General features: G+C 41.4%; 18 protein-coding genes. 9 read left to right on the forward strand and 9 right to left on the reverse strand.

Annotated elements, in window-relative coordinates; genetic code table 11:
* Positions 1-111: 111 nt before the first annotated feature.
* The 3 genes from AC19MV_RS03095 to dacB all read right to left on the reverse strand — a co-directional run bounded on the left by AC19MV_RS03095 (position 112) and on the right by dacB (position 5,262).
* A complete protein-coding gene (locus AC19MV_RS03095; protein WP_498305741.1) occupies positions 112-1,701 on the reverse strand; it encodes a putative bifunctional diguanylate cyclase/phosphodiesterase in 1,590 nt (529 codons plus the stop codon).
* Between the two features lie 372 nt (positions 1,702-2,073).
* The gene (locus tag AC19MV_RS03100; protein WP_498297356.1) at positions 2,074-3,486 is read right to left on the reverse strand and encodes a TonB-dependent receptor; all 1,413 of its coding nucleotides are present in this window, start codon (positions 3,484-3,486) and stop codon (positions 2,074-2,076) included.
* A 129-nt stretch (positions 3,487-3,615) separates the two neighbouring features.
* Positions 3,616-5,262 (reverse strand): D-alanyl-D-alanine carboxypeptidase/D-alanyl-D-alanine endopeptidase, encoded by a 1,647-nt coding sequence (gene dacB, locus AC19MV_RS03105; RefSeq protein ID WP_498305742.1) that lies wholly within the window; start codon positions 5,260-5,262, stop codon positions 3,616-3,618.
* A gap of 643 nt (positions 5,263-5,905) precedes the next feature.
* Here dacB and pssA point away from each other — a divergent pair.
* The 5 genes from pssA to AC19MV_RS03130 all read left to right on the forward strand — a co-directional run bounded on the left by pssA (position 5,906) and on the right by AC19MV_RS03130 (position 11,292).
* Positions 5,906-7,246, forward strand: coding sequence for a CDP-diacylglycerol--serine O-phosphatidyltransferase (gene pssA, locus AC19MV_RS03110; protein WP_498297519.1), 1,341 nt, complete (start codon positions 5,906-5,908; stop codon positions 7,244-7,246).
* 82 nt (positions 7,247-7,328) lie between these two features.
* On the forward strand, positions 7,329-8,138 hold the full coding sequence (locus AC19MV_RS03115) for a tRNA-uridine aminocarboxypropyltransferase (RefSeq protein ID WP_432402077.1): 810 nt from the start codon (positions 7,329-7,331) through the stop codon (positions 8,136-8,138).
* A 235-nt stretch (positions 8,139-8,373) separates the two neighbouring features.
* Entirely contained in the window at positions 8,374-8,733 is a 360-nt protein-coding gene (locus AC19MV_RS03120) for a hypothetical protein (RefSeq protein WP_498305743.1), read from the forward strand.
* Between the two features lie 274 nt (positions 8,734-9,007).
* Positions 9,008-11,020 carry a RecQ family ATP-dependent DNA helicase gene (locus AC19MV_RS03125; protein ID WP_498305744.1) on the forward strand — a complete coding sequence of 671 codons (2,013 nt, stop codon included), beginning with the start codon at positions 9,008-9,010 and terminating at the stop codon, positions 11,018-11,020.
* Complete coding sequence (locus tag AC19MV_RS03130) at positions 11,017-11,292, forward strand: hypothetical protein (protein ID WP_498305745.1); 276 nt, start codon at positions 11,017-11,019, stop codon at positions 11,290-11,292. The genes AC19MV_RS03125 and AC19MV_RS03130 overlap by 4 nt, the downstream gene beginning before the upstream one ends.
* A gap of 351 nt (positions 11,293-11,643) precedes the next feature.
* On the opposite strand, the gene eco is transcribed toward AC19MV_RS03130, so the two are convergent.
* Positions 11,644-12,195 (reverse strand): serine protease inhibitor ecotin, encoded by a 552-nt coding sequence (gene eco, locus AC19MV_RS03135; RefSeq protein WP_498305746.1) that lies wholly within the window; start codon positions 12,193-12,195, stop codon positions 11,644-11,646.
* A 280-nt stretch (positions 12,196-12,475) separates the two neighbouring features.
* Between eco and AC19MV_RS03140 the strand changes: the two genes are divergently transcribed.
* A complete protein-coding gene (locus tag AC19MV_RS03140; RefSeq protein WP_498305747.1) occupies positions 12,476-13,498 on the forward strand; it encodes a GGDEF domain-containing protein in 1,023 nt (340 codons plus the stop codon).
* Positions 13,499-13,679: 181 nt separating this feature from the next.
* On the opposite strand, the gene AC19MV_RS03145 is transcribed toward AC19MV_RS03140, so the two are convergent.
* The 3 genes from AC19MV_RS03145 to AC19MV_RS03155 form a co-directional block, all read right to left on the reverse strand.
* Positions 13,680-16,382 (reverse strand): bifunctional acetate--CoA ligase family protein/GNAT family N-acetyltransferase, encoded by a 2,703-nt coding sequence (locus AC19MV_RS03145; protein WP_498305748.1) that lies wholly within the window; start codon positions 16,380-16,382, stop codon positions 13,680-13,682.
* Between the two features lie 188 nt (positions 16,383-16,570).
* The gene (locus AC19MV_RS03150) at positions 16,571-19,759 is read right to left on the reverse strand and encodes an efflux RND transporter permease subunit (protein ID WP_498305749.1); all 3,189 of its coding nucleotides are present in this window, start codon (positions 19,757-19,759) and stop codon (positions 16,571-16,573) included.
* Positions 19,760-19,764: 5 nt separating this feature from the next.
* Positions 19,765-20,958: an efflux RND transporter periplasmic adaptor subunit gene (locus AC19MV_RS03155; protein ID WP_498305750.1), complete on the reverse strand. Its 1,194-nt coding sequence runs from the start codon at positions 20,956-20,958 to the stop codon at positions 19,765-19,767.
* A gap of 177 nt (positions 20,959-21,135) precedes the next feature.
* On the opposite strand from AC19MV_RS03155, the gene AC19MV_RS03160 reads away from it, so the two are divergent.
* Entirely contained in the window at positions 21,136-21,696 is a 561-nt protein-coding gene (locus tag AC19MV_RS03160; RefSeq protein WP_498305751.1) for a GNAT family N-acetyltransferase, read from the forward strand.
* 26 nt (positions 21,697-21,722) lie between these two features.
* Here AC19MV_RS03160 and AC19MV_RS03165 read toward each other — a convergent pair whose 3' ends face one another.
* Positions 21,723-22,559: a GGDEF domain-containing protein gene (locus AC19MV_RS03165; RefSeq protein WP_498305752.1), complete on the reverse strand. Its 837-nt coding sequence runs from the start codon at positions 22,557-22,559 to the stop codon at positions 21,723-21,725.
* 284 nt (positions 22,560-22,843) lie between these two features.
* Positions 22,844-23,797 carry a thioredoxin-disulfide reductase gene (trxB, locus tag AC19MV_RS03170; RefSeq protein ID WP_498305753.1) on the reverse strand — a complete coding sequence of 318 codons (954 nt, stop codon included), beginning with the start codon at positions 23,795-23,797 and terminating at the stop codon, positions 22,844-22,846.
* A 585-nt stretch (positions 23,798-24,382) separates the two neighbouring features.
* Between trxB and AC19MV_RS03175 the strand changes: the two genes are divergently transcribed.
* Together AC19MV_RS03175 and AC19MV_RS03180 are read left to right on the forward strand one after the other, a co-directional pair.
* Complete coding sequence (locus tag AC19MV_RS03175) at positions 24,383-24,769, forward strand: hypothetical protein (RefSeq protein ID WP_498305754.1); 387 nt, start codon at positions 24,383-24,385, stop codon at positions 24,767-24,769.
* Positions 24,770-24,855: 86 nt separating this feature from the next.
* Positions 24,856-25,410 carry a hypothetical protein gene (locus tag AC19MV_RS03180; protein WP_498305755.1) on the forward strand — a complete coding sequence of 185 codons (555 nt, stop codon included), beginning with the start codon at positions 24,856-24,858 and terminating at the stop codon, positions 25,408-25,410.
* Positions 25,411-25,417: the final 7 nt, after the last annotated feature.

Here is a 25,417-nt window from a genome sequence, read left to right on the forward strand (position 1 = left end):
ATAATTATTTACAGATTAACGCACTCAACTAACCGAGCGAACTTTGATTAACCGAGCTAGCTTTGGCTTGTGACTGCGTATAACAGCTTATTCAAAAAGGGTGGGAAAGGGTTAATGAGCCGATGAGCGGATAGGTTGAATCAATTGTTCCCCTATCACGTCTTTTGGCATAGGTTTGCCAAAAAAATAGCCTTGGGCTAAATCGCATCCTAATGATTTGATTAAGTCTGCGGTGTCCTGGTGTTCTATGCCTTCGGCAACCACGGTACATGCTAAATGCTTAGCCAAATAAATCACCGATTTTACAATCGCAAGATCGGCATCTTGATGATGGATATTACTGATAAATGAGCGGTCAATTTTAATTTGCTGAATGGGTAAATCACGCAACATCTCAAGGGATGAAAAGCCAGTTCCAAAATCATCAATACTGAATTTACCGCCTAACCTGGCAATGTAATTCATCGTCTGCTTAGCTTGCTCTGCATCTATCATCATTGCACTTTCTGTTATTTCGAACATCACCTTTTGCGATGTGTGGTTATTTTTGATTAGTGTGGAGACTTTATTCACGAGTTTAGTGTCGTGTAAATCTTTAGCGGACAAATTAATGTGAATACATAAGGCTAAACCCAGCGATTCAAAATAAACCATGTCCTTGGCCACTTGCAGCATAACCCAAGTGGTAATCTGATTAATTAACGTGGTTTGCTCAGCAATAGGAATAAATAGACTAGGGCAAAAATAACTGCCATCGGGCCGAGGCCATCTTATCAACGCTTCTACGCCATAAAATTGTTGATTATCCATTTTAACAATTGGTTGATACCATAATTCAAACTCTTGTAACTCAATGGCTTGCTTTAATAAAGCACTGATGTTGACCTTTTCAACGGCATTACTATTAAGGCTTTGGTCATAAACACAAAATGGAGCGGATAAATGTTTACTGGAGTACATGGCAATGTCGGCTTGCTGCAGTAGCTGACCTATTTCTAAAGCTTGGCTTGGATAATGGCTTACCCCCACACTGGCCCCGACAAGTAAGTCATATGTTTCAATTGAAAAGCCATTTTCGAGTGCCAAGTGGATAGTGTTTATGGTGGTAACGATTAATGATGGGTCGATTTGAGTGTCAATGACCGCAAATTCATCGCCGCCTAACCTGAACAGTTGCGCAGAACGGGGCAGGTGATCTTGGATACTTTTACCTACCTCAATTAATAATAAGTCGCCGTAATAATGGCCCAATGCATCATTGACTTGTTTAAAGCGATTTAAATCAATTAATAATAAGCTAAATGGTTTACCTTTTGCGACTTGTTCGGTTAACGAGTCCATCAGGTATTTGCGATTCGGCAGACCCGTTAGACTGTCGTGCAGAGCAATATTTCGCTCACTTATGACTAACTTCTCTACTTTAAGTAAACTGAGTAAACTAAGGCGAGTCACCAATACCACGAAGCCACCACCAAAGAGCATGATCACGCAAAAAATGATATCAGGTGTGGCAATCTCATGATGCTCACACAAATAATAAAATACGCCGAGATAACCCATTATAAAAAAGACAATGAGTGAGCGCAGTATTCGCCATCCTAGGCTATTGTCTTTGTGGCAAATGTCAGTTACTGCTCGCAAGCTGTAAACTAATAATCCGATCCCTAATACAAGCATTAACAAAGCTAATATCTGTAACAATCGCAATTTCCTGTGTTAATGAACGGTGTGTGATCGACATAACCTAAACCGTAAGAAGGACGTTTTATCTGAATTAGGGTATAGATTCTAGCGTGTCGTCAGTAGTGTGTAGTTATAAGGAGGAGATTAAATCAGTTTACTTTGTATGGTTGCTATTCTACGTAATTTTATTGCTTCAATAAGGCTGAGTGAAATCATTTATATTGAAACGTTGGCTGCTAAGCAGAGATTGAATACCGTGATATCACTATAGTGTAAGAAAGGATTTTTTGCCTACATGGTGTTGCTTGAATATTAACAATAATGATGCGATTACCCCATTACTGAGATAACCGCATCGTTTATCGTTAACCTGTTAACTGATAGAGCTGACTAGCCTCTGTAACCAAATAACTTTTGTTCCATAATCGCTTTACCCACAGCCTCAGGCACGGCATCAACCCATTCACCTTGACCACGGCAGATTTGCTGTAATATTTCACGAGAAAAAATATTAAACAAATCAGGATTACTGGATTCAATACTGGTGATAAAGCCGTTATCCAGTACATGACGGAATAAATAACGTAAGTTATTAGGCACGCTGAGGGTATTTAAATCATTAATTTCACCTTTTTCATCTTGTTCAGGGTAAACGAACAACCGGGTGTTATCAGGGAATAATTTACCAAAAGCCTCAAGAATACCGCCTTCCATACCACGGTAATATTCTTCGTCAAAAATTTGTTTGATATTGACAATACCCACCACAATCCCAATTTGTAACTGTGTATATTGACGGAAATAAGCGCGTAATGAGAAGTAACGGGTGTAATCCGAAATCATCACGTTATAACCTAATAAATTAAGTAATTTAACGCGTTCCATAATGTCTTTTTCAGACATGTTGGCATCTTTACCGTGTAGGTCATTGAGCGATATTTCTGCAATTAATACGGTATTTTTATCAGTGACACCTTCTTGTGTCGAAAAGGCTTTGTAGCCTTGCTGGATCATATCCACATTGAGGTTGGTAACAGGTTTAAATGAACCTCGAATGGTTAACACGTTCTTTTTGTAAAGCATATCGGCAGGTACCGCGACAGTGCCGTCCGCTTTGAACATAATTGCACGGGTTTTCCAGCTACGAATAAGGTGGATGTTTTTAGCCTGGTTATCGACGTCTTCAAAATACGGACCTTGAAAGTCAATGCAATCAATTTCAATACGATTGGCTTTCATGTTATCGGTTAACGAGTCGATAATCATTTTTGGGTCTTCAAAGTAGTAGTAACTGGCATAAATGAGGTTGACCCCCAAAATGCCTAACGCTTGTTGCTGAGCTTCAGCAGTATCGTCAAACATGCGCACATGGACGATGATGTTAGATGGTTCTGCACCTGGGTACATTTGAATTCGCACACCACACCAGGCATGACATTCATTTTTGCGATTAAAACTTTTAGCCGATACCGTAGTGGCATAACTAAAATAACGTGATGACTTTGAACGCACCCCACCAACACGATCGACAACAAGATCGAATTCTTGTTCCATCATTGCAAGTACACGGGCTTTACTGACATAACGGCCATCTTCTTGGACACCGTAAATTGCATCAGAGAACTTCATATCGTAGGCAGACATGGTTTTAGCGATCGTTCCTGCTGCAGCGCCCGCGACAAAGAAGTTACGTGCTACTTCTTGGCCTGCGCCAATTTCAACAATAGTGCCGTATTTCTTTTCGTCTAAATTGAGACGAAGGGCTTTTTCTTTGGTGCCACGCGAACTGACTTGCTTATCCATATTATCTCCACACGATTTACAACTAACGTTTGCTCACTGCCCGCAATGTTATCGCAACAGTCTATATCTGTCAGTGTTAGATTGAAATTATTGAGTTTTATTGTGTCAACGCCTGAGTGTTAACGGCGATTAGTTAACGGGCACATCTAACATTGTTTGTAAAAAAACGGCCGAAAAAGGCGCTTTTTGTTGTTTTTTAATTTGTGGGCTCAAGCCGTTTTCAATGAGCACAAACAAATAGTCATGGCCATTGCTGGCTTTGACTCTGCCGGCCAAATTGGCCACGCCTAACATGCTGCCTGTTTTGGCAAACACATGATTTTTTAGCGGTGATTTATTAAAGTAGCGTTTATAACGCAAGGTGCCACTGACGCCCGACTCTGGCAGGGTATCGAGTAAAAAATGATATTCCGGCATTCGATAAACCGTGGTTAATACACTTAATACTTGCTCTGCACTGAGTAAATTATACCGTGACAACCCAGAGCCGTCGGCTAAATTAGCATCGGCCAAATCAATCCCTAGCGAATACAAAATGGCTTTCATGGCCTGGCTACTGCGGGCAAAATCACTTGGCGATTGAAAATAAGCTTCGCCCACTTTTTTTAATAAACTGTCAGCAATTAAATTGTCAGATTTTAATAGCATGGTCGATAACAAATCAGTTAACGGGGCAGAGTGATGACTGGCAATTAATTGCCGCTGACCACCAGACTGTGTGAGCTGTGCGCGGCTCAACGCCATCGGTGCGTTGTGCTGTATGCCTAAGGCTGTAAGTTGTTTGGCCACGATGTGTTGGGCATAAAGCGCCGGTTCAGTAATGGCGATAGCTAGCGGCAGTGATTTCGCGCCAACGTGACACCCGCTAAGGTGGTAACGATTATTATCAAAGCGACTCAGTGTGAGCTGGCAAGCCGGTTGGCTATTGGCCTGTGTGTATACCGAACCAGCAGGTGCGACTTTGTATTGTGAGCTGGCAACAACCGGATTAACAAAGTACGCTTCGTTAGTGATGTTAATTGGGCGTTTGCCCATCATACTAATACTGGCTGTTTTGTCGTAGCCTGTGGTCGATAAACGGCCATAAACGCAATTCTTATCAATAATAAACGGTGAAATAGGTGCTGCATAACAAATGCCTAAATCGTCCCACACCCAGCCTGGTGCTTGTAATTGGCTGTCTTGATCACTGACTAACACCACTTGGCCATCAATTTTTCGAATGCCCAAACTTTTGAGTGAAGTCAGTAATTGCTGTAAATCTTGATACGTTAGTGTTGGGTCGCCACTAAACTCGATGAAAATATCACCCTGATAAACGCCATTGTTAATCTGCTGTTTATTGAGGGGGGAACTGGCATAAGTACTCAATTGCGTTTGATAGTAAAAACCACGACCTAATTGTTTAGTTGCTGCCAATGCCGTGAGTAATTTTTGGATACTGGCTGGCTGCATTAATGATTGGTTGTTGTAAGTAAATACTGCTTGTTGGGTTGTCATGTCCCACACGCTAATACCAAGTTGAGAGTAGGCAGGTTTAAGTAACTGCAACATACTCTCTAGGTATTGTGTTGCCGGTTTTGGCGCTGACTCATCAGAGGCCAATGGGACTTCAGTGACGAAGCTTTGCGGTACCGTTATTTCTGCAATGGCAACTGGCGCCATCACAACATGAGCCGCCATAACAGTTAAACTGGCAACAAAAGTCCATAAACGCGTAACACGAGGCTGCTGTGGTTTATTGTGGGGTAACGCCGTTAAGAACGGTAAATGCATATAGGCCTACAACTTAGTTAACGTGCGATTTAGTCAAGGTACAATTTTGTTAACGTGCGACTTAGTCAATGTGCAATTATGATCAATGCTTTACACAGTTTAGGTATTTTAGCGTAACAAATTATTCGCTGATACGACTATTGCACCCACAGCTTAAATATATTGCCGCGATATGCGCAAACCTATTCCATTTATGCTTACCTTTGGGTGTCGTTAGCTAAAATGTTGTATTTTGAATCGCAAAGGGCATGTTGCAAGTGGATACCGCTGTGCAGTTAGTCAGCAGATTGGTAATTATTTAAAGCTTTTGTGTTTATTTTAGCCAAAGAAAGCCATTAAAACCGCCCTAAAGGAAGAAACATCTTGCTCATCACCTTGTTAGTCGGTAATTTCTATCAGCTAAATTATGCGTCAAAGACATGTTTTACTTGTGCTGCTTCTCTATTAAGCCCAGTGAACCTGAAAATAAACCGCGCTTTAGCTTATGATAAACGTTGTGTCAGGTTCGATAAAACGGATACCAATATCACATAGAAAAAGCACCAGTGCTTTAGTTGATTAAAACACACGATATCGAAATATCACCGCCCACATAATCATAACGATAGGCTGTGAAGTTTGTTATTTTGCTCATCACATTATGATGAGCACTCATTTTAAGGAGGATGCCTTGCTGGATAAGTTAGGTGGTATTGCGCTAAAAGCTGATGCTGTATCTTGGTTACTTAACCCCCAAGATTTTAAACAAGCATTATTAGCTAGAATTGCGTCAGCAACATCTTCAATTTACATAGCTGCTTTATACGTTGAAGACGATGAAGCCGGGCGTGAAGTGTTGCATGCGTTGTTAGCCGCTAAAGCGCGCCAACCAGATTTAGACATCAAAGTATTAGTGGATTACCATCGTGCTCGTCGTGGTTTAATTGGCCATAAAGGCGACAGTGGTAATTACATTATGTACCGCAATTTGATGGCCGAAGCATCTCATCCTTTTGACATTATTGGTGTGCCTGTAAAATCGCGCGAGTTCATGGGGGTGTTACACCTTAAGGGCTTTATTATTGACGACGCGGTGATATACAGTGGCGCGAGTATCAATAATATTTATCTGCAACAAAAAGACAAATACCGTTTTGATCGTTATCACCTAATTGAGTGCGCAGAGTTAGCGCGCAGCATGCGAGATATGATCAAGCAAGACATCGTCAACGACTCTGCTGTGTGCGTATTGACCCAGCCATTAGAAAGCGAATGCAACCCAGAAAAGCAAGACATTAAGAGTTTTAAGCATCGACTGTCTCAAGCGCATTATCAATACAAAACCACCACAGTGGGAAATCGTGTTACCCCATTGTTAGGTTTAGGGCGCAAAAACAATTTACTTAACGACACTGTGATTAAGTTGGTTGAAAGCGCGAAACAACAATTGTTTATTTGCACGCCTTATTTTAACCCGCCAGCAATTTTAAGCCGCGCGTTAGCTAAGCATCTGCGCGAGGGTAAAAAGATTGATATTGTTGTGGGCGACAAAACAGCGAATGACTTTTATATTCCCCCAGAGCAAGACTTTTCTACCATTGGCGCTCTGCCATATATGTATGAGCAGTCATTACGTAAATTTGCGAAACGTCAGCAATGGGCCATCGAAAATGGACAGTTAAACATACATTTGTGGAAAGATGGCATTAACAGTTTTCACTTAAAGGGCATCAGTGCAGATAACCGCAAACACCTGATTACGGGCTCTAATCTTAATCCTAGAGCATGGGCATTGGATTTGGAAAATGGCCTGTTATTGCATGATGAGTCGGGCAGTTGGAAAGAATCGTTTATTGCTGAACAGCAACATATCTTGTTGCACACTGAGCGACTGTTCCACTACAGCCAGATTGATACCTTACACAAATACCCTAAGCCGGTAAAAAAGGTTATGAATCGTATCCGTCGTTTAAAAGCTGACTTTTTATTGCGTCGTATTCTATAATCTCCGCTACAGCACAGTTGCTTATCCAACTTCCTTCACCACTCTAACGAGTGGTGAAATTTTTTTCACATCAGAGCGTTATATGAATCCTGTTGTTAATTCAAAAGCAAAAGCACCACTCCATGCGGTTCATCGCTTGCACGCTTATCGAAAATCATTGTCGACTAAGCCCTTTGGTGCGCGGGGGAAAAAGCTTATTCGCTGTGAATTATGTTTGTTGGGTGAATTGTTTTGTACCTGCGAGCATCGTCAATATTTGGCAACACAAGTGAGTTTTATGCTTCTGATGTACAATGATGAGGTGTTAAAACCGACCAATAGTGGCCGTCTTATTGCAGACCTGATCCCTGACACCCATGCCTTTTTATGGACACGAACTGATATCGACCAACAAATGTTGGCGTTGTTAGCCGATGAGCGCTATCAACCGTACTTAGTGTTCCCGCAACAATATATTGAAAACCAGCAGCCTATCGTTAATCAAATTTTACCAGACAATCTACTTCAAGCTAACGGTAAGATGAAAACCCCATTATTGGTGATGCTTGACGGCAGTTGGCGTGAAGCGATTAAAATGTTCCGTAAAAGCCCTTATTTGCATCAAATGCCGGTATTGTCATTTGCCCCAGAAACGCTAGCGACTTATGCATTACGCAAAGGTAGCCATGATTTTCAATTAGGCACCGCGGAAGTGGCATCATTGGCATTAACGGCGGCGCAAGAACCACAAAATGGTGCGGCGCTGTCTGCTTGGTTTGATTTATTTGTCGAATCATCATTGCTCGGTCGTAATCGCCGTGCAAAAGAAACCTTAACGCCCATTGCTCATTACATTAGTGCATTTACGGATGCACTTGCCGCGAGCCAAACACAAACGCTTTGTGATGAATAAATACCATGTGGTATTTGCATATTATTGATTTTTACGGGATGCTAAATAACGGTTAACGTGGCTTATGAGTGTTGCTGCTTTACTTTTGTCAGGGATTAATCGCATCATATTAAAGCAGCCTATTTGTTTAGCTTACTCAAACAGTTTGTTTTATGTAATACCGTTTAGCGACCAATGTAAAAGTTGGATAGGGTAAATTGTCTCATCATTTGTTTAAGGATTATGTCACGATATTATGGAAGACTTGCTTAAAAGTACTCAGCAATACAGCCCGCAAAAGTTACTCATACTCTTTCGGCTTGAGCCTGGTTGTTTAGGGCCCGATGGCGTTGATCATATTGAAACCTTTTGTCAGCTTGCTGAGCGCACGTTAACTCACCTCAATGCCGATGTTTGTCAGTGGTTTATTTCACCTCGTTTTGATAAATCATTAGTTGAGATCCAATATAGTCTTGCCGGCAAAGTCTTACCCCGCGACAAAGCGCTTAAATTTGTGCAATCGTTTGAGCAAAACCTAGATACCCTGGAAGAGCGTTTTGAAGACAAGCTCACGCAGTTGATTAATCAATACATTGCCCGTAAACAGGCGCCGTAAAGGCAAACCGCTATCAAGTGGCTAATGCAACCAGAATGCAATCAGAACGCAATCAGAATGCAATAAAAGTGCAGTCACACAATGTAATACCAGCACCATGCTCTAATACCTGTATCATAAAGTAAGACCCGAAATGATACCAAGTGTGAATGAGCAGAGATGCCTGATATTAAAAAAGCGTCAGTAGCAACGATGTCGTCTCAATTTACGCTAACCATTTTATTTGTTAACCCTATGCAGTTTTGGGTTTCATCACCTCTCATAGGGATTATTTATGTCAACCAGTGACACTATTCATCTTGGCGATACAGCAACGTTAAACGATGCAAATCTGCACCAATTACTGCAACAACAATTTGGTTTCGATCAATTTAGACCCGGTCAACAAGCTGCGATAGAAACGATTTTATCAGGTCATTCAGCGCTAGCGATTTTTCCTACAGGTTCCGGCAAGTCTTTGTGTTATCAGTTTTGTGCACAACAGTTGCCTAGTCTAACCTTAGTTATTTCACCTTTACTGGCATTAATGAAAGATCAGCTGGCATTTTTAGCCAGCAAAGGCATTGCCGCCGCCAGTATTGATTCAAGCTTAACCTATGAGCAAACCCAACAAGTCATGCGGGATGTACGCGACAATCGCACCCGGATTTTGATGGTGTCGGTTGAACGGTTTAAGAACGAACGCTTTAGGCAATTTCTGCACTCTGTGGCAATTTCTTTATTAGTGGTTGATGAAGCGCATTGTATTTCAGAATGGGGGCATAACTTTCGTCCAGATTATTTAAAAATCCCACAGTTTTGTGAGGCGTTCTCGATTCCACAAACCTTGTTATTAACCGCCACCGCCACAGAGCAAGTGAAGCACGATATGGCTTCGCGTTTTGGGCTTGAGCCGCACCATATTATTCAAACGGGTTTTTACCGACCGAATCTTGATTTATCCGTTGTTGCTGTAAGCCAGCAAGATAAAAATAATCATCTTGCGCACTATGTTAAGCACTTTACTGCTGATGGCAGCCCTGGCGCTGGCATTGTATATGTTACCTTGCAGCAAACGGCAGAAGAGGTCGCGCAGTATTTAATCAGTGAAGGCGTGAATGCTCGCGCATATCATGCGGGTATGGAGCAAGATGCTCGCCAAGATATTCAGCAACAATTTATGGATAATCGCATACAAGTCATTGTCGCAACTATTGCATTTGGCATGGGCATCGACAAATCAGACATTCGCTTTGTGATGCATTATGACTTACCTAAATCGATTGAGAATTACAGCCAAGAGATCGGCAGAGCAGGGCGAGACGGTAACGTGTCGCATTGTATTACCTTGGCCAATCTTGATGGCTTAAATACGGTCGAAAACTTCGTCTATGGCGACACGCCAGAACCTGAAAGTATTGCTAATTTGTTGGATATTATTGCCAGCGAGACCGATCAAGGTCGTTGGGAAGTGCAAGAGTTATCCTTGTCTACCGCTTGTAATATCCGTACGTTGCCGCTTAAAACGTTATTTGTGCAATTAGAGCTGATGGATGTGATTAAGCCAAGTTTTGCTTATTTTGCCGACTTTAAATATCGCTTTGTTGAAGACAAGCAAGCAATACTCAATCGCTTCAATACTGAACGCCAAGTGTTTTTAAACCAAGTCTTTGAGCACACTCAGTTTAAAAAAATCTGGGGACAATTGGATTTTGACAGCTTGTATCAGCAATATGGTAGTGAACGTCAACGCGTGGTGGCCGCGCTAGAATATTTAGCCGAGCAGAATTTAATTATTCTTGAAACCAAAAAAATCACTCAGGTGTACAGTGTTAAACAACATGCCTTGATTAGCGAATCGCAAAGAGTGCAATTGACGCAACAATTAGCGCAATACTTTAGCGGCAATGAGCATAAAGAAATAGTCCGTATTGGTAAGCTGGTGGATTTTTTTGAACTCGACACTTGCTTAAGTGCCGCGTTAGCTCAATATTTTGATGATCAAGCAGCACCCAAAACATGTGGCCATTGCAGTGTTTGTCGAGGTGAAATTGCGGTATTATCTAAACAGACGTTGGTTTCATTACCAGATACGGCCAACGTTGCTGCACTGCTAGCGCCTCTTCACCAAGTGGCCCAAGCAAAATCGTTACCCACTGTGACTATCGCAACACAGGCTAAGTTTTTAGCGGGTATGGTGATGCCAAGGTTTAGCCGTATGAAGGTTAAACAATTAGCCGGCTTTGGTCGTTTTAGTGCTTATCGATATCAAGATATTCTGGATGCAGTTAAGAAGGTGAATTCATGAAACCCGTTCCTGAAGCATTATTAAAGAAACACGCCAATTTAGTGCAAACTGAAGGCGTGACTGTTATTTCTCATACTCAACGTGAAACTAATGATTGGGTATTGCAAACCTTGATGATTGAAAATTGTGATGTTCCGTTCAAATACAAGCGTCCTAAACGGTTTAAGAGCTTGCAAGGGCAAAAGGTTAATTTAATTTATTATCCGTCAAAAGAAGTGGTTGCCGGCTTTGAAATTGAAATTATGAAAGTTGTGCGAGTGAGACGGTATTAGCGCGAGTTAATCTCAGTAAAGTCATAAGTGCTAATTGTCAGCACCATTGAAGATAGAGTGATTGCTGCTTGAGCATCAATGGTGTGTCTAAAATGTTGGCAAGGTTTTTCATTTCCTATCCCCAATAAACCTGAAGAGGCTCTGAAACGTGCTTCTTAGGTTGATAGGCTATATACCCGTTCTGTTAATCCATTTTCTATATCTGCTTCCTATAGCCAGTTTTGTAGTTCAATTCTGTAATTCAATTCTGTAGTTCAATTCTGTAAATATTAAATCCTATATCGATGAGCCTTATCAATGCAGTGCATTAGAGTCATGCCGCTTATTATCAATAGCTTATTTCGCAAATTATTAATCGCTAAATGTAAATTCACTGGCTGCGCGCCAAATGCGATAACGTAATTGCGCATCTTTAGGAAGATAAAATACTTTAGCTAAACGGCTGTCATACTCTTGAGTTATGGTGTTGTTAAGGCTGATGAATTGGGCCTTTTTAGCTTCTGTACACATCATTTTTGTACTTGGTCCTTGGATAATACTGTCAACTTGATAGTAAGGATATCCCCAGCCTTCGAGTGCTAATGTGTGGATGTCACCCATTAGGTGCATTTTATTACAATCAACCAGCTTATTCTGGCCAATTTGAATTTCGATCAAATATTGAGATTCATCGTTAAGCTTTGGCAGGGTTAATATATGCTGCACCATGTTTTCTTTAGGAGCAGGGTACATCTTAGTGTCAGCTTGAGTTTTATAATTATCATTGTCCATTACGCTGGTTTGAATCACGAGCTGTTGTTGCACTTGTTCCACTTTTGGCATGGCGTAGCCAGCAAAAGAGGTACTGGCAACCAAGGCGCTGAGTCCAAATATGAATTGTTTTATGTGTATTGTTGTTTTCATGATTAATCAATTCCCTGTTATGGTAAAGGTTACATATGAGCTGTAATGATGTCTTGTTTAAACGGGTTTATGAATGTGTTCTGACAATGACATGAGTGCCATTATTAAACGACTCACTGCTTATAAACGTGGCGCTGTTGCAAAAGGGTTATTATTACACTCATTTTAACATTAAAAGTTTGCTTAATATTAGCAACAATAATTGAGTTTACTTCATAAGTATGACATAACATACTGATAACCTTTGACACATTGCTTTTATCATAAGGTATCGTTCTCGATGCACAATAATCAAAACCTAGAACAAACCTCGCACATATTGCGTTTAGCGTTACCTAAAATGTCCGAGTTGGCAATTCCAGTGACACCGGAAAACTATGCCATTTGGTATGATTATTTTTCCGAGTCCAACCTTAATTTAAAACGTGCTATCGATGGGCTCATTGCCAATGATGTTAAGTTTACTCCAGAAGTTAATTTAGGATTATACAATCGCTTCATTGAGGAGCGTTCGCCTGAAATTATCGAAAACGTCCAAATAGAAACCCAAATATTGATCAATAGTTTGGTGCATAAAATTCAACAGTTGGGTGAAGGTACGGAGTCTTTTTCGACCAACCTCAGTGAGTTTGGCGTTAAATTGCAAACAAAGCCTGACGCAGACGAACTGAACCTCATTGTGTTGAGTATTGCGGCTGAAGTCGAACAAGTGATTGCCAGTAATCGTCATATGACGACCAGTTTGGTGTCGTTGTCAGATGAAATTGCTAACCTCAAAAGTGAGATGGATAATTTGAGTAAGGTGGCAATGACAGATGAACTGACGTCGCTGAATAACCGCCGAGCTTATGAGCTGTTTGCTTCGGAGCAAATGACTAAATTTACCGATACGCAAACCGTGTGCAGTTTGTTGATGATAGACATCGATCATTTCAAATTGTTTAACGACACGTTTGGTCATCTTATTGGTGACAAAGTGCTAGCCTATGTGGCTTTAGCGATGAAACAAACAGTAAAAGGTGATGACTTGGTGGCGCGTTATGGCGGTGAAGAGTTTGTAGTGATGTTACCCAATGCCAAATTACATGATGCTGTTAATGTCGCCGAGAAAATCCGCGAGCGTATTTCGTTAAAACAATTGTCAATTGGCAAAGAAAAGAAACAAAACTTAGGCCATATTACGGTGTCGATAGGGGTGGCTACACTGCAAACCGGCGATGATGTCGATACCTTATTAGCCCGTGCAGACGAGCAACTTTATAAAGCGAAAGCCTCTGGTCGTAATTGCGTTAAATTTGCGTAACGGGCGCTAAAGGGTGAGTAAAGGAAAGAGGCCATCAGTAACACTGATGGCCTCTTGCTATTTATTATTGCTATTTATTATTGCTATTTATTATTGCTATTTATTATTGCTATTTATTATTGCTATTTATTATTGCTTTTAATTGTTGTCATTTTATCGATACGAGGGTTTATCACAGCGCTTACTTGTCTTGGTTTTCTAAATCCATGTGCATTTTGATTAAGTGCTCTTCCATATCAAACGACACGGTAAACCCCAATGATTTAGCCAAGCTGGCCATATTGCGGTTTTCGAACATAGTGAAACCGGTTAAATACAAGGTGTTGTTGCTTTTATAGTAAGAGATAAGCTTTTCTAACAATAACTTGCCTAAGCCAATGCCTTGATAATCACTGCGCACTGCCATGGCAAACTCAGCTTCGGTATTATCGGGGTCGATAGAGGCTCTTACTGCGCCTAAGGTTAACTCTTCACCCTCTGCTATCATGGTAGTGGCAATAAAGGCCATTTCGCGCGCATAATCGATTTGAGTCAATACAGCCATTTCTTCATGGGTCATGCGTGAACGCACTCCAAAGTAACGTTTGTACCTGTCCTCATCGCTAAGCGAGTTATCAAATTCTAAATGCTTAGGCTCATCTTCGGGCAATATTGGCCTAAGCATCACGGTTAAGCCGTTTTTAAGCGTTGAGGTTTGCTCTAATTCTTTTGGATAAGGCATGATGGCTAGACGACCAATGTTGTCTTGTGGGCTGTCATGCAAGCGCATATTCACGTCTAACAAGGTAATTTTTTCGCCAGCAGCTAACACTGGGTTGATGTCGATTTCAGCAATCTCAGGACAATCAATAATTAAGTGCGATATTTGAGTGAGCATCACACACAATGCGTTCATATCAAGGCCTAATGGCAAATGTCTGTCGCGCAACTTATTGGTTTTAAGCGCTTGGATCACCATATAACGTGCTAGGGCCATATTTAACGGCGGTAGGGCAACGGCAGCATCGCGTGTTGGGTCCCATTCAGATCCGCCTTCACCTAAACAAATGGCGGGGCCAAATACCGGATCGTTTATGACCGACACCCTAATTTCTTGTGCGCCTGCTGTTAATGCCATTTTTTGAATGATTAAGCCATCTATCTTGGCATTAGGATTAATTTGATGAACCCTGTCGATGATGGAGTGCGCGGCGTGACTGACATCTTCATCGGACGTTAAATTCAATACCACACCGTGTACATCAGATTTATACAGCAAATCAGGCGATTGGACTTTTAATGCCACTGGATAGCCGGCTTTATTAGCTACATTCACGGCTTCATCTACATCGCTGACAAACCAGGTATCAATGGTGTTTAAACCATAGGCTTTTAAAATATCGACGGCTTGATGTGTCTCAACCACGGTTTGCCCGCGATCGAGTGCTTGTTGTAATAGAGTTTTGGCAGCATTACGGTCGGCCGGAATGTTGTCTGGAATTGACAATGGTACTTCTTGCAACAGTTTTTGGTTACGACGATATTCAACCATGTGCATAAAGGCGCGCACTGCACCCTCTGGGGTACGGTAAGTTGGGATGCCTGCTTTAGTAAAGCGTTTACGCCCAAGATAGGCGGAGTCTTCACCACTCCAATTAGTTAAAATGTTCATTCTATGGCGATTAGGGTGTTGGCTAATGGTATCGATTAGGCTACTGGCAATCTCTACGCTTTCAGACAATATTGACGGTGAATGCAACACTAAAATGGTATCAGCATCGTTACTTTTCATTAAAATATCTAATGTTTTAGCATAACGCTGGTGGTCAGCATCGCCAATCATGTCGATAGGGTTTTGTCTTGACCAGGTGTCGGGCAAAATTTTATTGAGCTCGTTGATGGTGTCTTCTGATAATTGTGCTAACTTGCCGCCTTTAATGATCAGCTCATCTGCAGCAAGTACAGCAGGACCGCCGCCATTACTCATAATGACTAAACGCTCACCTTTTAATGAGGTTGAGTGGGCAAGGCTTTCAACAGCCGCAAACAGTTCAATTAAGTCGTTTACTCTTAACATACCGGCACGGCGAAATGCGGCTTCATAGACGGCATCGTTACCGCCAATACCGCCAGTATGCAGCATGGCCGCTTTAACGCCTTCATGGCTGCGGCCAGACTTAATCACAAAAATGGGTTTGTTGCGCGAGGCTGCGCGAGCGGCGGATAAGAAATGACGTTTTTCATTGATTGAATCGATATAGAGCATAATCGCGCTGGTTTTACTGTCGCGACCTAAATAATCGAGTAACTCATCAAAGTCGATGTCAGTGGCGTCGCCGAGCGAAATAAATGAGGAAAAACCAATGCCTTTATTGTTAGCCCAATCTAAAACTGTGGTGCAAATTGCCGCCGATTGTGACACAAAGGCAATTTTACCCGGTAAGGCGCCAACATGTGCCAAACTGGCATTTAAGCCAATCGATGGCAATATCATGCCTAAACTGTTTGGACCCAGTAAACGCATCCCGTAGCGCTTGGCATATTGTTTGGTGAGTGCTAATAAATTATTGCCGTGTTCATCGGTTTGTGAAGCCATACCAGAAGCCATAATGATGGCGACTTTACAGCCAAATTGGGCTAAGCGTTCAACAATGCTAGGCACTTTTTGGGCATTGGTGCAGATAATCGCTAAGTCTGGCTTTATCGGCAATGCTTCAATATTGGGGTAGGCTAATACCCCCATAACTGCGGTATATTTAGGAGTAACAGGCATTATCGGTCCTGAGAACCCACTGGATAATAGGTTTTTCATGACGCCTTTTCCGGCGCGCTTATTCCCGTTGGACGCACCAATCACGGCAACTGAAGTGGGCTTAAATAACGAGTGAATACTGCGCTGGCTCATGTTGGCGTCCTTTGGTTACAATCGATGATAATCAGATTAGCATATTTTCAATAAAATGATGCAGTTACTCTATATTATCGGGATTAATTTAATCGTTGTCATTTATCGCTAACGTCAGTGTTTATGTGTAGAGATAAAAAAAGGGACCTTTTCGTAAGGTCCCTTAATGAATCTACAAACGATAAGGCTTAATTTTGTTGAGATTCTTCTAGTGGTGCGTGAGTTGAACTCGGTGAATAAATTCCGATAATACGCGCCATTAACGCTTTAGTGTCTTCAATGGCAATGTATAAACATGGAATTAAACACAGGGTGACTACGGTGGCAAATAACACCCCAAATGCTAATGAGACCGCCATTGGAATAACCATTTGCGCCTGCATGCTGGTTTCAGCCATGATGGGCACCAAACCAATAAAGGTCGTTAATGAGGTTAACATAATGGCTCTAAAGCGTTTACAGCCAGCATTAAGCACAGCTAAACGCATCGGCACACCCGCTTTGCGCGAGTTATTGACATAATCGACCATCACTAATGAGTCGTTTACCACAACCCCCGCAGCCGCAATAATCCCGAACATTGAAAGGGCACTTAAATCAATTCCCAAAATGATGTGACCCATCACAGAACCAATAACACCAAACGGGATCACTGACATAATCATTATCGGTTGAATATACGAGCGCAGCGGAATGGCCAATAAGCTGTAAATCACTAACATCGATAAGATGAAGTCGCGCACTTGCGTGTCTGCACTATCGAGCTGTTCTTGAATATTTCCAGACACTTCACTGCGCACTTGCGGATACTTGACCAACAGTTCGGGAATAAAGTTGTCGCGGATATCTTTTGCCAGTTTAAAAGGTTCAGCTTGTTCAGCGTCTACAGAGGCCCATACGTTAATGGTTCGACTACCATTTTCACGTCGGATACTGTTTACGCCTTGAACCACCTTAATGTCAGCCACTTCAGATAATGGCAACTCAGTACCGTCAGCAGTTTTGATTAACACGTCTTGGACCAACGCAATTGAGTTACGTTGCTCTTCTGGGTAGCGAAGCATTACTTTGATTTCTTCGCCGTTACGGATAATACGCTGCGCTTCTAAGCCGTAAAAACTGTTACCTACTTGCGATGCAATATTGGCCAATGTTAGCCCAAGCACGCTCGCGAGAGGTTTCAACTGGAATTGGACTTCTTTGGCGCTAGATTGACGGCTGTCGTTAATATCGCTTACGCCTTTCAGGCCGTTAAGCTTTTGTTTTAATGCTAATGAAGCAGCAACAAGTTGGGCTTCGTTATTGCCTTCTAATCTAAAGCTAATGTCACCGTCTTCACGGCCACCACCCATTAAGCTGTCTTGAATGGTAAAAGACTTCACTCCAGGAATAAGCGGCATAGCCTGGCGCCATAACTCAGCTAACGCGAAGGTGTCCATTGGACGCAGTTCAGGATCAACCAGTTTGGTCATCACTTCTGCGCTGGTTTGGCTTCGAAGATCAACTTGCATATCAGAAATCATTCGTTGGCCGTATTCGTCTTCGACTTTTTTATCCACTTTATACAGCGTTTCTTCAATGGCCAATGCTGCCGCTAAGGTGGCTTTTTCTGATGCATCAACGTTCATTTCGATTTTAATGCGCGGGAAGTCGTGCGGAATTTTTGGCTGACCAATAAAACGCACTAAACCACCGCCATAAAGCCCGGCACAGACCATAATTAAACTGATAAAGACCATAATTACCGCGTAGCGATATTTAATGGCTATTTCTAACGATGGCCGATAAATGTTCTCAATGTACTTGGTTAAATTACGATCTACTTTGCCTTGAATAAAATTCACGCCGTTACGTAGCCAGTCTAGAGGGTTCTTTGAACCAGCCTTGACTACCTTAGGTTTTTTCATGTGAGCCAAATGCGCGGGTAAAATCAATTTTGATTCTACAAGCGAGAATAACAAACATAAAATCACCACAAAGCCAATCGCTTGGCCGAAGGCCGATGACGGACCATCGCCCATGGTAATAGGTAAAAATGCGGCAATGGTGGTTAATACACCAAAGGTGGCTGGCATAGCCACTTTTTGCACCCCGCGGATAACACTTTCAACACTTTGCCCGTGCTCTTCAGATTCGCTATGAGCACTTTCTCCCATGACAATCGCGTCGTCGACCACAATACCGAGCACTAAGATAAAGGCGAACAAACTGATGACGTTAATCGTGACATCAATAAATGCCATTGGCATAAACAGTAGGGTTCCTAAGAAACATACCGGTAATCCCATCATGACCCAAAAGGCTAAACGGACTCGTAAAAATAACGCTAACATGAGGAATACCAGTACGGCGCCACTTTTCATACTGTCTAGCATGAGATCTAAACGACCATCGAGGTAATATGTCATGTCAACCCAAGGTTCAAGTGTGACACCTTGTGGTAATGATTTTTGCTTTTTATCAACATAAGTACGGATAACGTCGGCAACGTCAGTAATACTTTGGTTTTTAGCTGCGCCGATAAAGAAGGTAACCGAGTTTTTACCGTTAAATTTAGAGTATTGTATTCCTTCTTGAAAACCGTCATTGACGACGGCAATATCACCTAAAGACAGCTTGGTACCATCAGCTAGCGTTAACAATGGCAACTCTTCAAATTCGTAACCTACGTAAGCTTGGTTTTGAACGCGTAAGTTAATATAGCCGTTTTCTGCTTTAATCTGCCCCGCAGACATATTGCGCGAATAGCCTTGAACCGCTTGAGCCACATCATTAAAGCTGAGCCCAAACTCGCGCAGCTTATCTTTACTGACTTCAATACTGATTTCATAACCTAAACCACCGTAATATTCAGAGATATTCACGTTGGGCAGTTGCATGATTTCGTTATGAACTTTATCGCCTAAATCTTTCAATTGGCGCTCAGACATGTCGCCATACAAGCTTAAGTACATGACTTCTTGACGAAATTTAATTCGTTCAACTTTTGGCGGTTCCATGTCAGCTGGAAAGGTTGAAATTGAATCTATTTCTGATTTAATTTCGTCTAACACCACTAATGGGTCGTAAGACTCTTCAACCTGAAAATAGCCTTGAGCTATATTGCGGTTTGAGTAGGTAATTACCCGTTTTAACCCTTGAACGCTTTCAAGTGCCTGTTCAATCTTAATGGTAATGCCTTCTTCTACTTCTTGCGGGGCAGTACCAGGATATACGGCACTAAATTCAATCCAGTTGATTTCAACTTCGGGAAAAAATTGTTTTCTAATTGTGCTGGCAGTTAATAATCCGCCCAGCAATATGATGATCATTAGCAAGTTCGCCGCCACACTGTTGCGGGCAAACCAGGCTATGAGTCCTTTATGAGTATCAGCCATGATTGTTATTCACCTTCTTCCATCGCAAGTTCAGTGTCATCTTTTTCTGCCACGGGTTCTTTTTGCAGAACGCGGTCTTCTGGCAGCGCCACTTTCATCCCATCGATAGGATAATCAAGTGCTGAGGTAATTAGTTGCATTCCAGATTCTAAACCGTCGGTGATCACCACATTCGCGCCATCCTGGCGGATGACAGTCACGGGTTTGTATTTTAACTTTCTATCAGCGTCCATAATCGCGACCGCACCATTAACAACGAGGTGGCGAGGCACTACTGCGACATTACCCACTTGTATGCCTTCAATTTGTGCAGTGACATAGGTGCCATAACGTAATTCATTTTTACCCGTGGTTAAGCCGTATGGGTCATTTATTTCTGCTATTAGGTAGGTCATGCGACTCTTGTTATCGACAACCCCTTCGCTGCGGACAATTTTACCCAACCAGACTTGTTTACTGCCGGCAAACTGACCCGACAGATTAACATTGGCATTAACGCCTTTAGCGGCTAAATACTGCATTTCTTTGTCGGCGATAGGTAAACGAATTTCAGCTTTGTCGGTATTTAATACTTTGCCGACAGGGGTGCCTTTACTGACAAATGAACCCAGGCCAATTTCACGTCCGTCGATTAAGGCATCGTATGGTGCACGAATAATGGTTCGTTCTAAATCGCGTTTAGCGCGGTTTAAACTGGCTTCTGCACTTTTTAATTTGGCCAGTTCTTGGGCTAATTGCGGTTTGCGTAAGCTTAAGTCTGTTGGCTCTCTGTTAGTGATATCCGCCCATTCACGGATCGCCACTTCGGCATTGGCACGCTCTTGCACTAACGAAGCTTGCGATGAGGCTATGCTAGCTTGGGCATCGAGTAAACTCGATTGATAATCACTAGGGTCAATTTTTGCTAATATCTCGCCTTTTTTAACAAAGCCGCCTTTAACAAAGTTAGGGTCTAAAAAAATAATTTCGCCGCTGACTTGGGCAACAATTTCAGTCATGTATTTAGCATTGACTACGCCATAAGAGCTGACATCAAAGGTCATGGGCTGGTAGTTAATAACTTCAACAGAGACTAACGGGGTAGTATCTACCTCTGGTTTTTCTTCTGGTGGCTTTTTTAAAGCAGAAAGCCCAACCAGGCCAGCAATGCCTATTCCTAATACGATAATGGGTAAAATAATCTGTTTTTTAGTCGCCACAATGCTTCCCTTTAATTGATTTGTTTTTGCAGTGTTATCCCCAATAGGCTGCAAGTAATCTATTTTCTACCTTATATGTTAATCGAATTGTTTCTTGTTTGTTGTATCAATGTGTAAACTTGTGTTTCAGTCAAAGGCTGAGTTTGATTAAAGTGTCAGTATTAATAGGAACTGCCAATGCAAATAGCCAACACCGCTAGATTACACCTGTCATTAATGACACTTGATGACAGCGCCTTACTTTTTGAACTAGACCAAGACGAGCGCGTCATGGATTTTTTAAATGGCGGCATTAAATCCACTCAACATCAGATTGATACGGTGATGATCCCAAGATTGGCGCAATATTTAAATCCTCAAAAAGGCTGGGGCTTATGGAAAGTTCAAGCACTGGATTGCGTCGAAAATGATAAACATCAATTGAGTGGTCAATACCTAGGTTGGATTTTAGTCAGGCCAATGCATTTTTTTACTCAATCGCAGCCGCATAACATTGAGCTAGGCTGGCGCTTTAAATATGTCAGTTGGGGAAAAGGTTACGCAACAGAAGCGGCAAACGCGGTTATGCAAGCGGTAAGTACGGTTGATGAGGTCACACATGTGAGCGCGATAGCGGTTGAAGATAATCTAGCGTCTATCGCCATCATGAAAAAATTAGGTATGCAATTTCAATACAAACGACTTCATCGCGATCCATTAGGCGATACTGAAGCGGTGTTTTACCAGAAAAGAGTGTAGACCATATGTATGTAAACCAGTATCGTTTAACAAATACACACTTGGTTTCGGCCATTGTTTTTTGCTCTATACAATGCCTTATCGGCATTCTTTATTAAGCATAAATGGTCTTTACAATTCGTGTTTAGCTCGCTAACTCCGATACTAATAGTGACACTAATTGATAAATCAACTTCCCCTGATTTCCCCGGGGTTATTAAATGCGTATTTTCGATAATGTTCCTTAAGCGCTCAGCGAGTTTGTGTGATGTTGTAGCTTGAGTAGAAGGAAGAACGACAACAAACTCTTCACCACCATAGCGGGTAACAACATCAGTATCACGTAGTGAACTCTTTATATTTTGAGCAATATTTTTCAACACAAGATCACCTATATGATGGCCATAACTATCATTAATAATCTTGAAATGGTCAATGTCGATAAGGAAAACACACAGAGGCTGAAAATAATTTTGGGCCTTAATGGTTTCACTTTTGAGGTAATGATCTAAATAGCGACGGTTAAAAATACCAGTGAGTGGGTCGGTAATGTTTTCTTGCTTTAATGTGTGTAACTGCATGATATCAACTGTTGTTTTAAGTGATAAGTTGCAGACGATATAGACAAAAACGGCCCCAAAGAAAAATATCGTCGGAACGGTTAGATCAATTAGAATAGAAAAGTTAAGAAAACTAACTTTCGCATATAAACAGTAACTGATGATAAAGAATAAGATGAGCAGCATTAAAACTCCCCAACTCTGCTGCAATTTTCCTGCCGGGAAAAGACGAATTATTTCCCAGACCTTAATCATCGCTATGACGAGTAATAATGTTCCTACTATAATTAATCCACTACCGATAAGTGGTAAAATATCACTCATACGCTGCCTGTTATTAATGTTAACAAGAACTAAAATTTTTAAAAATAAACACTTACAAAGGTATTACACCATAATAATGAGTTTTTGTAGTTTTTAGCATATCAGTTTCTATGAATTAAAGAGTGATTGAGTTCAATAATTCGTCTAATACATGTAGAGTCATTAAGTAAAGGATATTGCAATAATAAAGGCGTTAATTACATTAACTCAAATCAACGAATTTGACATAATAAAAAAGAGCAGAAAATCTGCTCTTTTTTTGTACTTGTGAGTAAGCGAATGAATTATTTTTTCGCGTCTAAGTAACGCTCAGCATCTAGTGCAGCCATACAACCTGTACCTGCAGAGGTGATTGCTTGACGGTAATGTTGATCCATTACGTCGCCACAAGCATAAACACCTTCGATGCTAGTTTGTGTCGCATTACCCTGAAGACCACTGTTAACTTGTAAGTAACCGTGGTTCATTTCTAACTGGCCTGCGAAGATACCGGTATTTGGGCTGTGACCAATGGCTACGAATACACCCGCAACCTCTAAATCGGTAATAGAACCGTCTTTAGTGCTCTTCTTTTTAAGACCGGTTACACCCATTTCGTTACCTGTCACTTCTTCAAGTGTTTGGTCTAGGTGTAAAATGATGTTGCCATTAGCCACTTTGTCCATTAAACGATTGATCAGAATTTTTTCTGAACGGAAACTGTCACGACGGTGAATTAAGTGAACTTCAGAGGCAATGTTACTTAAGTAAAGCGCTTCTTCAACAGCAGTATTACCGCCGCCAATCACTGCCACTTTTTGGTTACGATAAAAGAAACCGTCACAGGTTGCACAGGCAGAAACACCGCGGCCCATAAACGCTTCTTCAGATGGCAGACCTAAATATTTAGCTGAGGCACCAGTAGCAATAATCAATGCATCACAAGTAAACTCGCCATTGTCGCCTTTTAAACGGAAAGGGCGTTCAGTTAACGTGACTTCATTGATGTGATCGAAAATAATTTCGGTATCAAACTTTTCAGCATGCTTTTGCATGCGCTCCATTAATGCAGGACCTGTTAGGTCTTCTGCATCGCCTGGCCAGTTTTCAACTTCAGTAGTCGTGGTTAATTGACCACCTTGCTGCATACCTGTGATCATCACAGGATTTAAATTTGCACGCGCAGCATAAACAGCAGCGGTATAGCCGGCAGGGCCAGAACCTAAAATTAGTAGGTTAACGTGACGAGCTTCACTCATGATTTTGTTCTCCGATAACATGCCTTAAGCAATTTGCATGGGATTGTATGGAATTTATATCGGCGGGTAAAGGGAAGTTAACGGTAGGAAATCGATTGCGCTAATCTATTGTGTAAATAATCCGTTTCTTGTGGGTCAACTCATCTGATATAGATCATTACTAGCTTGGGCTTGTTAACAGGGCAACCTCATCAGGGCAACCGCATGAGTGTGCATTTTTTGCTCACAATGGATCGTTTCAATATAGAATCACTTCCAATCATTAATGAAGTGATAACATTGAGAACAAATGTAATTTGATAAACACCCTCGATTAGTTCATAAAGCGTTCGTGATCTCGCCTTATTAGAAATAGGTATGAAAAAATAATAGTTTATAAAATGGCGATATAAAATATAGCAGTTTTGAAAGCACACCTTGGAACAGAAAAAAACATTTATTTCAATGTAAGGTCATCGCTAAAGCCATTTAGTTTAATAATTATACATCATTTTTTTTAATGATAATATATTCGTCGCTCATTGACTGAAGCTCAAATGATTCATAGTAGCTTCAATAGGATTGATTTTTTTAAAGGACTAAACGATGCCAAATAATATAGAGCTTTGCTATAGCAAAAGTAATACCTACCCAGTTAACCCAAATAACGAACAAGTCTTTGCCACATTTCAACAAGACAACCCACATATTAATGGAGCTTTTGTCGCTGCTGGTACCCCTTTTATTATGCGTAGTGGCAACACTAATGGCACTAGTTGGCGCCAAGAAAGACCTGAATTAGTCTGCACGCTTAATCAAATACAATCTTTACCACAACAAGCAAAACGAAATATCGCTTTGATGGATGATATGTTTGGAGGCGAAAATCTACAAGCACTCGCTGATTTTTATCAAGCAGAGTTAGCACCCATGCTGCGCAATGAAAGTATTGTAGCCATAGGCGCAGCATCAACTGCCTTAGATACAGATTAAGTAACTTTGCTAAAGCCGCGAATAAACTTCAAGATTCATTAGAGAAAGTAAGAATTGGCGCACAAGCAAAATATCCTAAAGCCCAAATGATGATGCTAGAACAAAACGCAAGGGAACTAGGGAAAGACTTTAATCAAAAATTCCAAGCAGAAATCAATAAATACATTGGTCGGGTCAAAAGCAAAAGAGGTACTGTTTACAGTAATGCCGATCGTGGAATCAATAAAGCAAAAAGTGGTAGGTCCATAAAACCGATTCAATTTACCTCTACAGTCGATTTTCAAAATTTACGTGCTTTTGAAATGGGAGCAAATGTTCTCGGTAAAGGATTAATTGTGCTTGATGCTGGGATCCGTGCGGGCAATGTACATGTTGATTATTTAGCCGGAGCTAATTGGCAAAAACGTGCAGCAGTTGAAACAGCCGGTTTTGGTTTGAGTACTGCGGCAGGCTTAGCTACAGGTGCTGCAATAGTTGAAGCAGGATTAGGTATTGCCCTATTAGCAACCCCTGTTGGCTGGGTAATTATTATTGGTACAGCTGTAACTGTTGGGTATGTTGCAGCTAAAGGTGGTGATTCTATCGGGCAATGGGTAGCCAATGAAGCCTATAATATTGGTGACTGGTTAAATAGCCTATAGCGAGGGA

It is taken from the genome of Shewanella sp. MF05913 (assembly GCF_059758095.1).

Excerpts from the sequence above, each read along its gene's own strand:
- AC19MV_RS03125 (WP_498305744.1), top strand. The coding sequence starts at position 9,008 with ATGTCAACCAGTGACACTATTCATCTTGGCGATACAGCAACGTTAAAC.
- AC19MV_RS03140 (WP_498305747.1), top strand. The coding sequence starts at position 12,476 with ATGCACAATAATCAAAACCTAGAACAAACCTCGCACATATTGCGTTTA.
- AC19MV_RS03130 (WP_498305745.1), top strand. The coding sequence starts at position 11,017 with ATGAAACCCGTTCCTGAAGCATTATTAAAGAAACACGCCAATTTAGTG.
- AC19MV_RS03180 (WP_498305755.1), top strand. The coding sequence starts at position 24,856 with ATGATGATGCTAGAACAAAACGCAAGGGAACTAGGGAAAGACTTTAAT.
- AC19MV_RS03160 (WP_498305751.1), top strand. The coding sequence starts at position 21,136 with ATGCAAATAGCCAACACCGCTAGATTACACCTGTCATTAATGACACTT.
- AC19MV_RS03100 (WP_498297356.1), bottom strand. The coding sequence starts at position 3,486 with ATGGATAAGCAAGTCAGTTCGCGTGGCACCAAAGAAAAAGCCCTTCGT.
- AC19MV_RS03115 (WP_432402077.1), top strand. The coding sequence starts at position 7,329 with ATGAATCCTGTTGTTAATTCAAAAGCAAAAGCACCACTCCATGCGGTT.
- AC19MV_RS03120 (WP_498305743.1), top strand. The coding sequence starts at position 8,374 with ATGGAAGACTTGCTTAAAAGTACTCAGCAATACAGCCCGCAAAAGTTA.
- AC19MV_RS03175 (WP_498305754.1), top strand. The coding sequence starts at position 24,383 with ATGCCAAATAATATAGAGCTTTGCTATAGCAAAAGTAATACCTACCCA.
- pssA (WP_498297519.1), top strand. The coding sequence starts at position 5,906 with ATGAGCACTCATTTTAAGGAGGATGCCTTGCTGGATAAGTTAGGTGGT.
- AC19MV_RS03150 (WP_498305749.1), bottom strand. The coding sequence starts at position 19,759 with ATGGCTGATACTCATAAAGGACTCATAGCCTGGTTTGCCCGCAACAGT.
- trxB (WP_498305753.1), bottom strand. The coding sequence starts at position 23,797 with ATGAGTGAAGCTCGTCACGTTAACCTACTAATTTTAGGTTCTGGCCCT.
- AC19MV_RS03145 (WP_498305748.1), bottom strand. The coding sequence starts at position 16,382 with ATGAGCCAGCGCAGTATTCACTCGTTATTTAAGCCCACTTCAGTTGCC.
- AC19MV_RS03165 (WP_498305752.1), bottom strand. The coding sequence starts at position 22,559 with ATGAGTGATATTTTACCACTTATCGGTAGTGGATTAATTATAGTAGGA.
- eco (WP_498305746.1), bottom strand. The coding sequence starts at position 12,195 with ATGAAAACAACAATACACATAAAACAATTCATATTTGGACTCAGCGCC.
- dacB (WP_498305742.1), bottom strand. The coding sequence starts at position 5,262 with ATGCATTTACCGTTCTTAACGGCGTTACCCCACAATAAACCACAGCAG.